Source organism: Pseudomonas sp. AD21 (assembly GCF_002878485.1).
In the GTDB taxonomy this organism is placed as follows: Bacteria; Pseudomonadota; Gammaproteobacteria; order Pseudomonadales; family Pseudomonadaceae; genus Aquipseudomonas.
In genome coordinates this window covers 1-12,158 of the sequence record NZ_NQYG01000033.1, presented here as the reverse complement: position 1 = coordinate 12,158, position 12,158 = coordinate 1, and the positions used below count along the sequence as shown (strand labels likewise).

The following is a 12,158-nucleotide window of genomic DNA, read 5'->3' as shown; positions in this document are numbered from 1 at the left end:
AGCTACAAATACCTTTTTTCAAGGCATCACTCAAGGGAAAATGTAGTAATAACCACAACATTTTCGCAAAATACAGATTCCGAGTGGTGGTCGGTCGGAGCCATCAGTAGGATAGGCCACCGTCACGGGCCACATCAAAGGCCCAATTTGCATAGCCCGGCGCAACTTTGCGCAGGTGAATTAGGAATTCCATATGGACCGCGTGCGAAATTTACTGGAACAGATCCAGAGTCGCCTTGAAGAGCTGAACAAGGCCGAACGCAAAGTCGCCGAGGTGATCCTGCTCAACCCGCAGCAGGCCACCCGCTTCAGCATCGCCGCCCTCGCCCAGGCGGCGTCGGTGAGCGAGCCGACGGTCAACCGTTTCTGCCGTTCGTTCGGTGTCAGCGGCTACCCTGAACTCAAGCTGCAACTGGCGCAGAGCCTGGCCAGTGGCGCAGCGTATGTCAGCCGCGCGGTGGAGGCCGATGACAATCCAGAGGCCTACACGCAGAAGATCTTCGGCAGCGCCATCGCCTCGCTGGACAGCGCTTGCCAGGCGCTGGACCCGAACCTGATCAGTCGTGCCGTCGACCTGTTGATTCAGGCACGGCAGATCCACTTCTTCGGCCTCGGCGCTTCGGCGCCGGTGGCGCTGGATGCACAGCACAAGTTCTTCCGCTTCAACCTGGCGGTCACCGCACATGCCGATGTGCTGATGCAGCGGATGATTGCTTCGGTGGCGCACACCGGTGAGTTGTTCGTGATCATTTCCTACACCGGGCGTACGCGTGAACTGGTGGAAGTGGCGCGCATTGCCCGGGAGAACGGCGCTTCAGTGCTGGGCCTGACTGCCGAGAACTCGCCGCTGGCCAAGGCCAGCACCTTGAGCTTGAACATCCCGTTGCCGGAAGACACCGACATCTATATGCCGATGACCTCGCGGATCATTCAGTTGACCGTGCTTGATGTGCTGGCGACCGGCATGACCTTGCGTCGCGGGGTGGATTTCCAGCCGCATCTGCGCAAGATCAAAGAGAGTTTGAATGCCAGCCGGTATCCGGTGGGTGACGAGTTCAATTGATCTCTGACGGCTGATCGTTCCCACGCTCTGCGTGGGAACGATCAAGCCGCCGCCCACGCCTGCAAACTCAAATGCGCCTTCTCCCCGGGCGCCAGATGCAGGCTGTCAGTGCCGCCCGCCGCGGCTTCAACACAGACAAACTCCGTCACCTCATCCCAGCTCACCCCCAGCAACGGCCGCGCACCCGGGTGCCAGACGACCGTGTCGGCGCTGTCGCCCGTATCAATGCACAGCTCGCGCTGCCAGGCGTGATCTTTCAGCTGCAATTCGCCGTCATGCTGGAACACCCGCTGACAACCGCCATCGACACGCAACTCACCTTCCTGCTGGCAGGACTGGCGGCTCAACTGGTCATAACCTTGCGCGCCTTCGAGCCCAGACAGCGCTATCTCACCGACGTCGCCAATACGCCAGTAAGCATGCAAAGCCTGGCTCAACTGGCACGGCATGTCGTCCTGATGCTCGGTGCTCAGGCGCAATTCCATGCGTTCGCCCAGATGCGCGTGCAGGTCCGCCTGCCAGTCGCACAGCTGCAACTGCCAATGCAGGCGCACGCCGTCGTCGGCACTGCTGCTGTCGATCAGTTTCCAGTCGAGCAGTCGCGCCCAGCCATGGGAAGGCCACGCGTTTTCGCTCGGATGACGGCCATACCACGGCCAGCACACCGGCACGCCACCGCGAATGGCGCCAACGTGCGGCCACTTCGCCGCACACCACAACCACGGTTTCTGCCCACGCGGCTGAAAGTGCAGCAACTGCGCACCCTGACGACTGAACACCGCCTGACACAGCGGATGATCGATCACCAGCACATCGCGCATCTGATAGCGCTCCCAGGCGAACACCGGTTGTTCGCGCAGGGATTTGAAGAAGCGTTGCAGCGGATGCTCATGCATTGGCCACGGTCCTGAAAATCATGGGGGTACTCAATTACCTTTGTGCCCAGTGAGAGTGAACACTGTGGCGAGGGGATTTATCCCCGATGGGGCGCGAAGCGGCCCTGAACCAATTGCATACGGTATGTCAGGGGGAAAACGGTTGCAGGTTTGGGGTCGCTTCGCAACCCATCGGGGATAAACCCCCTCGCCACAGACCTGTGTCGCAAAAAAAAGCGGACAGCCTTGGCTGTCCGCAAATATGCGCACATAGAGAGGAGCTTATCGCAACAGCGTTAGAACACCGACTGAATTTTCAGGCCCGCGACCAATGCGTTGTCCACTGCATCAACACCGCCCGGGTGAGTGATGTACTGCAGGTTAGGACGCACCGTCAGCCAGTTGGTGACGTGGAAGCCGTAGTTGATCTCGTAGTTGTATTCAGTGTCACGAATTGGCGAGAACACCGGGTTGTCGTAGTCCGAGACACCGTTGGAAGCATTCAGCAGCTCGGCGTTTTTCTTCACGTCATCGTTGACGTGGATACGCGCCGCGCCAATGCCGACGTCATCCTTCGGACGTGCGTCGAACGGGCCTTTGTAGACAAACATCACCGACTGGTAGTTGTCGATGAAGTTGGTGTCCTTGTCGTGGAAGGTCGCGTTGGCGGCAATGTTCAGACCACGGGTAGCATCACCGTTGTGGCTGGGGAGTTGCTGTTGCGCGACAAACCAGTAGCCGTGTTTGCTACTGTGAGTCTTGTAGGCGTCGCCGGTGGTAGCCGCGTCGAAACCGTTGACGTCTTCACGTACGTCGTTGGCGTCAGCCGTGCTCTTGTAGTAACCGATGCGGTATTCGCCCGGCAGGCTGTTGACCTTCGGCGACCAGACCAGCTCGACGGGAAGAACCGTACCTTTGGTGCCGCTGCCGCTGAGTTTGAAACCGTTGCCGTGTTCCAGCTGCGACGGGTTCTGGTTGTACGCACCGATTTGCGCGTAGAGCTCGTCGTTGATGTTGTACTTCACGCGGATCGCGGCCTGGCTGACGGGCCAGTTGTACCAGATGTTGGTCGCCCAGTTACCCACTTGCGAGCCGCAGAACGCCAGGTTCTGGAATTCGCACGGGAAGGTGTTGAAGTCTTCGCCTTCACCGAAGTAACCGGCCTTCACGTCGAGCTTGTTGTCGAAGAACTGGTGCTGTATCCACAACTGGGTCAGACGCACCATGTGGCCACGACCGTAGACTTCCTGCGACGACGACAAGGTGCCGGCACGCGGATCGCCAACGCGGTCGTTGGAGATGTTTTGACCGTTACGGTTGGTCAGCTGAATCTTGGCCTGGGTGTTGTCCCAGCCCCAAAGTTTTTGCAGGTCCAGCGCCACACCCAGACCGAACTGATCGCTGTAGCGACCGGTCTTGTCGTCGTTGTAGCCACCATGCAGGTTGGCGCCCATTTCCCCGACGTAATCAGCCTTGATGTCGATACCTTGCTCGATCAGCTTGGTACGCTCGCCACCCCAGTCGCCGGTCATCCATTTCGAATCGGAGCTGAATGCATCGGCAGCCATTGCATTGCCGGCCAGCACCAATGCCGCCGCAGCTGACACTTGGCAGATCAACCGGGCATTGACGTGTTTCTTTTTCATCCCTACATCCTCGTCTTTATTGTTATTAACTGTTTTTATCTAACGCGGTTTACATAAATTGCGATGGATTACAGGCAATCCACGGCGTGCTCCTTTGTAGGAGTGAGCCCTGTGGCGAGGGGATTCATCCCCGATGGGCTGCGAAGCGGCCCCAAAAGCCGGGTCTGCTGCGCAGACCATCGGGGATAAATCCCCTCGCCACAAAAGCCCGCTCCCACATTTGATCTTCAGCGGCCTTTGAATTGCGCGACGTTCGCCGACCGCGCTTCGGTTTGCGCCTGGCCCGCAACGCCCAGACGCTCGCCAGTCTTGGCATCAAACAACAACACTTTCGACGGATCGAACTGCAGTGTCAGGGTCTCGCCCACCTGCGGTGCCACGTCCGGTGCCAGACGGCAGCAGACCTTGGTTTCATTCAGGTTGACGAACACCAGGGTGTCCGGACCGGTCGGCTCGGTAACCTGCACTTCGGCCTTGATGCTCGGCAAGCCATTGCCCTCGCCGTTCGCCAGAACAATCTGTTCCGGGCGCAGGCCGAGGATCACTTCGCGATCTTCAAGACCGGCGTCCTGCATGCTCATCGGCAGCTCGCAACGCGCCTGGCCGCTGTCGAGCAGCGCCAGCAAACGGCCGTCCTTGCGTTGCAGGCGCAGCGGAATGAAGTTCATCGGCGGCGAACCGATGAAGCTCGCCACAAACAGGTTGGCCGGGTCGTTGTAGATCTCTTTCGGCGTGCCGAACTGCTGGATAATGCCGTCCTTCATCACCGCCACTTTGTCGCCCAGGGTCATCGCTTCGATCTGGTCGTGGGTCACGTAAACGGTGGTGGTTTTCAGACGCTGGTGCATCAGTTTCATTTCGGTGCGCATCTCGACGCGCAGCTTGGCGTCGAGGTTGGACAGCGGTTCGTCGAACAGATAGATCTTCGGCCGCCGCGCCAAGGCACGGCCCATCGCCACACGCTGTTGCTGACCACCGGAGAGCTGACCCGGCTTGCGGTTCAGCAGGTGTTCGATCTGCAGCAGCTTGGCGACGCGTGCGACTTCTTCGTCGATCGCCGCCTGAGGCATCTTGCGAATCTTCAGGCCGAATTCGATGTTCTCGCGCACGCTCATGGTCGGGTACAGCGCGTAGGACTGGAACACCATGGCGATGTCACGATCCTTCGGGCTCATGCCGCTGACGTCCTGATCACCGATCATGATCGCGCCGCCGGTGATGGTTTCCAGACCGGCGATGCAGTTCATCAAGGTCGATTTGCCGCAGCCAGACGGGCCGACGAGGATCAGGAATTCGCCTTCCTTGATCGACAGTTCGATGTTCTTCAGGGTGTCCGGCAGGCCGGCACCGTAGGTCTTGTTGACGTTGCGAAGTTCGAGCGTTGCCATGATTACCCCTTGACTGCGCCGGCCGTCAGCCCGCGCACGAAATACTTGCCTGCGACCACATAGACCAGCAGGGTCGGCAGGCCGGCGATCATCGCCGCTGCCATATCAACGTTGTATTCCTTGGCGCCGGTGCTGGTGTTGACCAGGTTGTTCAGCGCCACCGTGATCGGCTGCGAATCACCGCTGGAGAACACCACACCGAACAGGAAGTCGTTCCAGATCTGGGTGAACTGCCAGATCAGGCAGACCATGATGATCGGCGTCGACATCGGCAGAATGATGCGACGGAAGATCGTGAAGAAACCCGCGCCATCCAGACGTGCAGCTTTCACCAGTGCATCAGGAATGCTCACGTAGTAGTTACGGAAGAACAGCGTAGTAAACGCCAGACCGTAAACCACGTGGACAAACACCAGGCCGGTGGTGGTGCTTGCCAGGCCCATCTTGCCAAGGGTGAACGAGGCCGGCAGCAACACGGTCTGGAACGGCAGGAAGCAGCCGAACAGCAGCAGACCGAAGAACAGCTGCGAACCGCGGAAACGCCAGAACGACAGCACGTAACCGTTCAACGCACCGATGGCGGTGGAGATGGCCACGGCCGGCACGGTGATCTTGATCGAGTTCCAGAAGTAACCGTCAACCGTGGCCCAGGCCTTGACCCAGCCGATGCCGCTGACCACGGTCGGCCAGCTCAGCAGGTTGCCAGTGCTGATGTCTTCCGGGGTCTTGAAGCTGGTCAACAGCATCACCACCAGCGGGATCAGGTAGAGCAATACCGCGAGGATCAGCACCGCGTAGATCGCCACGCGGCTCAGGCTGAAGGCGGGTTTGGCAGCGAGACTAGTCATTACGCTTGGTCCTCAGCTCGGAGTACAGGTAAGGCACGATGATCGCGAGGATCGCACCGAGCATCAGAATCGCGCTGGCCGAGCCCATGCCCATCTGGCCGCGACTGAAGGTAAAGGAGTACATGAACATCGCCGGCAGGTCGGAGGAATAACCCGGGCCACCGGCGGTCATCGCCGCGACGAGGTCGAAGCTCTTGATCGCAATGTGGGCCAGAATCATCACCGCACTGAAGAACACCGGGCGCAGGCTTGGCAGCACCACTTTCCAGTAGATGGTCGGCATGCTCGCGCCATCGATCTGTGCGGCACGGATGATCGATTGATCAACGCCACGCAGGCCGGCGAGGAACATCGCCATGATGAAGCCCGAGGCTTGCCAAACCGCGGCGATCACCAGGCAATAGACCACGCGATCAGGGTCGATCAGCCAGTCCAGACGGAAGCCTTCCCAGCCCCAGTCACGCAACAATTTGTCCAGGCCCATGCCCGGGTTGAGCAGCCATTTCCACGCGGTACCGGTGACGATCATCGAGAGCGCCATCGGGTACAGGTAAATGGTGCGGATAAAGCCTTCGCGACGGATGCGCTGGTCGAGGAACACCGCCAGCAGCACGCCGATCACCAGGGTGATACCGATGAACATGCCACCGAACACCGCGAGGTTCTTGCTCGCGACCCACCAGCGGTCGTTGTCGAACAGCCGTGCGTATTGCGCCAGACCCGCCCACTTGTAGTTCGGCAGGAAGGTCGAGGTGGTGAACGACAGCACGAACGTCCACAGGATGTAGCCATAGAAGCCCACCAGCACGATGAACATGCTCGGCGCCAGCACCAGTTTCGGTAGCCAGCGCTGCAGTGCATCGAACGGCGAGGCCTTGCTGAACACAGCAACAGAACTCATGGGAAAATCCAGAATAAAGATGACAGGGCATTCCCTTGTAGGAGTGAGCCTGCTCGCGATTGTGGTGTGTCAGTTGATGAATCTGTTACCTGACAAACTGCTATCGCGAGCAGGCTCACTCCTACAGGGGCCAAGGATTACTTGGCTGACTGCACCGCTGCGCCGAGTTTCTTCGCAGCATCGGCCGGGTCGGCTTTCGGGTCGTTGATGTAGTTGGTCACGACATCAAAGAACGCGCCCTGCACCGCCAGCGTGGTCGCCATGTTGTGCGCCATGCTCGGTTGCAGGCCACCGGACTTGGCGTCTGCCAGGAAGTCCTTGGCAGCAGTCTGGGCGCAGGAATCGAAGCCGAGCTTGTCCATGTTGTTCAACATGTCGTTGCGAACCGGGATCGAGCCTTTGTTGATGCTGAAGACTTTCTGGAAGTTTTCACCCAGCACCACTTTGGCGATGTCCTGCTGACCGGCCGCGGTGCCCGCGTCCTTCTGCTTGAACACAGCAAGGGAGTCGATGTTGTAGGTGAACGCCTTGTCGGTGCCCGGGAACGCTACGCACTCGTAGTCCTTGCCGGCGACTTTCTTGGCCGCGGTCCATTCGGACTTGGCCCAGTCACCCATGATCTGCATGCCGGCCTTGCCGTTGATGACCTTGGCCGCTTCCAGGTTCCAGTCCTGGCCTTTGCCGTCGGCGTCCATGTAGGTCGCGACTTTCTTCAGCTCGGTCAGCGCCTTGACCATTTCCGGACCGGTCAGCGCCTTGTTGTCCAGATCGACCAAGGCTTTCTTGTAGCCATCAACACCCATGACCGACAGCACCACGGCTTCGAACACGGTGCTGTCCTGCCAAGGCTGACCGCCGTGGGCCAGCGGGATGAAGCCCGCAGCTTTCAGCTTGTCGCCGGCGGCGTAGAATTCTTCGAGGGTGGTCGGGTTCTTGGTGATGCCGGCTTTCTTGAAGACTTCCGGGTTGATCCACAGCCAGTTCACGCGGTGAATGTTCACCGGCACGGCCACGTAATCACCGTCGTACTTCACGGTATCGGAGACTTTCTTGTCGAGCAGGCTGTCCCACTTTTCCGACTTGGCGACGTCTTTCAGCACGTCGGTGTCGAGCAGACCGGTGGACGCCCATTCCTGGATGTCCGGGCCTTTGATCTGAGCAACGCCAGGCGGGTTGCCGGCGACTGCGCGGCTTTTCAGCACGGTCATGGCCGTGGCACCGCCACCGCCGGCGACAGCGCCGTCTTTCCAGGTGAAACCGTCTTTTTCGACTTGGGCCTTGAGCACATCAACAGCGGCTTTTTCGCCACCGGACGTCCACCAGTGCACGACTTCGACCGAACCTTTGGATTCGGCAGCGGAAACACTGAGAGGCAGAATTGCGAGCGGGAACAGGGAGGCGACAGAAATGACAGTAGCGAGGCGAGAAATCGCATTCATCTGAGATGTACCTTTCTTGTTGTTATGCATGCAAGTCTGGTGCTTGCGCTGCACAGGAGTTTAAACAGGGCGATTCCCTTCGCAGGTAACGAAGGGATGCGCAAATGTCACCACATGGTTACACAGGAACAGTCCGGGACAATTGCGCCAGAGCCGTCGCCATACTCGGTGACAAGGGTAGACGAGGAATCAGCACCGCCTGCCACGCGTGGTAGAGATCGGGTTTGCCCGGCCAGATATCGGCACTCGGACGGTTTTGCGGACTGAGTTCATGATGCCAACTGCCATCGCAGCGATCGATGAAATGGTTTTCGCAGAACTCCCAGAACCGCCGGTACCAGGTTTCGTATTGCTCATCGCCAGTACGTTTGAGCAAGGCGCTGGCAGCGGCGCTGGCCTCGGCATGGGTCCAGTGCAAGCGATGGCGGACTACGGCTTTGTTATCCCAGTCGAGGGTGTAGACAATCCCCGGCGCGCCATCGACGTCCCAGCCGTGACGGCAATTCTGCTCGAAGAGTTTTTGCGCATCGGTCGCCAGCCAGCCGGGCGTGAGCATGCCGGCCTGAACCCGCGCCGCTTCGAGGTGCAGCAACAGCCGCGCCCACTCGAAACCGTGTCCAGGGGTGGTGCCGTAAGGGCGGAAACCGTCGGCCGGGTTGTCGTGGTTGTACTCGCACAGCGGTTGCCAGTCGTGGTCAAAGTGTTCGATGACCATGTAACCGTTGGCCGCGGCGTGACCGTGAATCACCCGCTCGACGATGCGTTGCGCACGCACCAGCCAGCGCGGGTCTTCGGTGACATCGGCCAGCGCGAGAAACGCTTCGGTGGCGTGCATGTTGCTGTTGGCGCCGCGATAGGCTTCTTCTTCGTGCCAGTCGCGATTGAAGAATTCGCGCATGGCGCCCTCTTCTTCGCTCCAGAAATAAGTGTCGATGATGTCGATGGCGTCATCCAGCAACGCCTGGGCGCCGGGGCGTTGCGCGACCACCGCAGAGCTGGCCGCGAGCGCCACGAAGGCATGCAGATAGGCGTTCTTGCCGGTGTTGCCATCGCGGTGTTCGGCGACCGCAAACCAGCCGCCATGCAGTGCATCACGCAACGGCCCGCGCAAGGCGGCGATGCCGTGATCGACCAGTTCAGCGAACCCCGGCAGGCCCTGAATATGGGCCATGGCGAAGCTGTGGGTCATGCGCGCGGTGTTCATGGTTTCGGCTTGCGCGTGCGCCGGCAAACGGCCGCGCTCGTCGAGGTTGCCGAAACCTTCGGGCAGTCTGGAATTCCTGGCGAATGCCAGCAGGCGCAGACCTTCGTCGGCGAGCCATTGCTGGTGGGCTGGGGCATTCAGCCAACTGCTGAAGCCTGGGAGCAAAAGATCCATGGGTGGCCTTTTTTGTTGTTATGACTGCGGGGAGTCTAAACAACGGGCCGGGGTGGGCTTGTAACGAAGGGGGCGGGCTTTGTCACTGATCCGTGACAAAAGAGCCACCCTCACCCCAGCCCTCTCCCGGAGGTAGAGGGGGCCGACCGCAGGATGCTGAAGAGTTGCGCCGACCTGAAAGTGCTGTACCGAATCCATAATCGACTCAATGCATCAGGTCGGCGGATAGCCAAATACACCTCGGTCAGTCCCCTCTCCCCCCGGGAGAGGGCTAGGGTGAGGGAAAGCTTTGGATTCAATCCACCGAACGCGGCAATTGCAGGGTCACCCGCAACCCACCCTCACGCAGATTCTGCAACGTCACCTCCCCACCATGGCTGTGGGCAATATTGCGCGCGATGCCCAACCCAAGCCCATAACCCTGCTGCTGCCCCGCCAACCGAAAGTGTGGCTCGAACACCTGTTCCAGCCGCTGCTCCGGCACACCCGGGCCTTCATCGTCGACGTGCAGGACAAACGCGCGCTCATCGTCATCGATGTGCAGATGTGCGTTCTGCCCGTACTTCAACGCGTTATCGATCAGGTTGCCGATGCAGCGTTTCAACGCCAGGGGCTTACCCGGATACGCCGCCAGTGCCTTGCCTTGCTGGGTCACGCGGCCATTTCCATTGGGCGCCAGGTACGGCTCCACCAGACAATCGAGCACATGGTTGAGATCCACTGGCTCGATGTTCTCGTGGATGTCGGTGTCTTTCACGCACTGCAGTGCCCCCTTCACCAGCAACTCCAGCTCATCCAGATCACGGCCGAACTTGGCTTGCAGTTGCTCGTCTTCCAGCAGCTCGACGCGCAAGCGCAGGCGGGTGATCGGCGTGCGCAGGTCATGGGAAATCGCGCTGAACAACTGGCTGCGTTCGGTCAGGTAACGGCTGATGCGCTCGCGCATGGTGTTGAACGCACGGCCCACTTCCACCACTTCACTGCCGCCGCCCTCGGCCACCGGTTCGACGTCGGCCCCCAGCGACAGGTCCCGCGCCGCCCGCGCCAGGCGCTTGAGTGGCCGGCTCTGCCAGTGCACCAGCAGACCGATGAACAACAGCAAAAAGCCGCTGGTGAGGACGATGAACCACACCTGCTGCGCCGGCAGGCCTTGTTCTTCGAGACTGGTGTAGGGCTCGGGCAGCAACGACGCGATGTACAGCCACTCGCCCGGGGCCATTTGAATCTGGGTGACCAGCACCGGCGGGTTCACCGGTTCCAGGGTCAGCGCGTAATGCGCCCAGGAGCGTGGCAGCTCATCGAGCTTGAGTCCGGCGTTGAAAATTCGCAGGTCTTCGGGGCTGACGAAGGTCACCGAGATATCAGCATCATGGCCCAGCGACTGGCGCAGCACTTCGTCCACCGCTTGCATCACTGCGGCCTTGCGCGGGGTCACCGGCAACACGTCCATGCCCAGCGGTTTGTCATTGAGCGTCACCACGAAACGGGTGCCGCCCATGCTGCGCAACTGGTCGAGCACCAGCGGCCGATACGCCACTGGCAGCGAACGGAAATAGCTGACGCTGGCGGTCATCGAATGGGCGAGGCTGCGGGCGCTGGTGACCAGGCCTTCGAGCTGGGTCGCGCGCAGTTGCGAAACCCAGATCACGCTCGACAAGGTCTGCGCAAACAGCACCGCCAACAGGGTCAGCAGGAGCATCCGCCCGAGCAGCGAACGCGGCACCGGCACTTTGCTGGCGAGCCGGCGCAGCGACTCAGTGACCATTGCCGGCAACCACATTGGCTGCCAGTTGGTAGCCGCTGCCGCGCACGGTGCGGATCAGGCGCGGCGGTTTTTCCGTGTCGCGCAGACGCTGGCGCAGGCGACTGACGGCCATGTCGACAATGCGATCGAGCGGCATCAGGTCACGGCCACGGGTGGCGTTGCCGATGGTGTCGCGGTCGAGGATTTCCTGCGGGTGATCAAGAAACAACTTCAGCAACGCGAAGTCGGCGCCGGAGAGAATCACTTCCTCGCCGTCGGTGTGGAACAGCCGATGGCTGACCATGTCCAGCCGCCACTCGTCGAAGGCCAGCACTTCACTGCCACTGCGCTCCTGGCCGAACTGCGCACGACGCAGCAACGCCTTGATCCGCGCTTGCAGTTCACGAGGGCTGAAGGGTTTTCCGAGGTAATCGTCAGCGCCGAGCTCCAGACCGATCACCCGGTCGGCCTCGTCGGAACTGGCGGTGAGCATGATGATTGGCACCTGCGCCTGACGCGGATGCTGACGCACCCAGCGGCACAGGCTGAAGCCGTCCTCGTCGGGCAGCATCACATCGAGGATCACCAGATCACTGGGCGCCTCGTTGAGTGCCTGACGGAAACTGGCGCCATCGGCCGTGGCCCGCACCTGAAACCCGGCACGGGTCAGGTAGGTTTCCAGCAACTCGCGTATTTCCTGGTCGTCATCGACCAACAATATCGACTTGTTGACTGAGCTCACTTCGAAGGCATCCTTGTTGTTGGAATTGGGGCGGATTATGCCTGATGAACCGATCGTTCCCACGCTCTGCGTGGGAACGCCTCTGGGGACGCTCCGCGTCCAGTGACGCGGAGCGTCACGGGCTGCATTCCCAC

Annotated in this window: 10 protein-coding genes; 1 reads left to right on the top strand and 9 read right to left on the bottom strand. The window is 60.4% G+C overall.

The window, feature by feature from the left end:
* The first annotated feature begins 202 nt into the window (after positions 1–202).
* Positions 203–1,063, top strand: a complete 861-nt coding sequence (locus tag PseAD21_RS18720) for a MurR/RpiR family transcriptional regulator (protein ID WP_169842436.1) — start codon at positions 203–205, stop codon at positions 1,061–1,063.
* A 41-nt stretch (positions 1,064–1,104) separates the two neighbouring features.
* On the opposite strand, the gene PseAD21_RS18715 is transcribed toward PseAD21_RS18720, so the two are convergent.
* From PseAD21_RS18715 to PseAD21_RS18675, 9 genes are all read right to left on the bottom strand, one after another.
* The gene (locus tag PseAD21_RS18715) at positions 1,105–1,959 is read right to left on the bottom strand and encodes a D-hexose-6-phosphate mutarotase (RefSeq protein ID WP_102356967.1); all 855 of its coding nucleotides are present in this window, start codon (positions 1,957–1,959) and stop codon (positions 1,105–1,107) included.
* Positions 1,960–2,234: 275 nt separating this feature from the next.
* Positions 2,235–3,584: a carbohydrate porin gene (locus PseAD21_RS18710; protein WP_102356966.1), complete on the bottom strand. Its 1,350-nt coding sequence runs from the start codon at positions 3,582–3,584 to the stop codon at positions 2,235–2,237.
* A 227-nt stretch (positions 3,585–3,811) separates the two neighbouring features.
* Complete coding sequence (locus PseAD21_RS18705) at positions 3,812–4,972, bottom strand: ABC transporter ATP-binding protein (protein WP_102356965.1); 1,161 nt, start codon at positions 4,970–4,972, stop codon at positions 3,812–3,814.
* Positions 4,973–4,974: 2 nt separating this feature from the next.
* On the bottom strand, positions 4,975–5,820 hold the full coding sequence (locus PseAD21_RS18700) for a carbohydrate ABC transporter permease (protein ID WP_102356964.1): 846 nt from the start codon (positions 5,818–5,820) through the stop codon (positions 4,975–4,977).
* On the bottom strand, positions 5,813–6,721 hold the full coding sequence (locus PseAD21_RS18695) for a carbohydrate ABC transporter permease (protein WP_007917874.1): 909 nt from the start codon (positions 6,719–6,721) through the stop codon (positions 5,813–5,815). The genes PseAD21_RS18700 and PseAD21_RS18695 overlap by 8 nt, the downstream gene beginning before the upstream one ends.
* 137 nt (positions 6,722–6,858) lie before the next feature.
* Positions 6,859–8,160: an ABC transporter substrate-binding protein gene (locus PseAD21_RS18690; protein ID WP_090285552.1), complete on the bottom strand. Its 1,302-nt coding sequence runs from the start codon at positions 8,158–8,160 to the stop codon at positions 6,859–6,861.
* Between the two features lie 118 nt (positions 8,161–8,278).
* Positions 8,279–9,538, bottom strand: coding sequence for an AGE family epimerase/isomerase (locus PseAD21_RS18685; RefSeq protein ID WP_102356963.1), 1,260 nt, complete (start codon positions 9,536–9,538; stop codon positions 8,279–8,281).
* A 295-nt stretch (positions 9,539–9,833) separates the two neighbouring features.
* Positions 9,834–11,303 (bottom strand): ATP-binding protein, encoded by a 1,470-nt coding sequence (locus PseAD21_RS18680; RefSeq protein ID WP_102356962.1) that lies wholly within the window; start codon positions 11,301–11,303, stop codon positions 9,834–9,836.
* Positions 11,293–12,024 (bottom strand): response regulator, encoded by a 732-nt coding sequence (locus PseAD21_RS18675; protein ID WP_025112821.1) that lies wholly within the window; start codon positions 12,022–12,024, stop codon positions 11,293–11,295. The genes PseAD21_RS18680 and PseAD21_RS18675 overlap by 11 nt, the downstream gene beginning before the upstream one ends.
* Positions 12,025–12,158 lie beyond the last annotated feature (134 nt).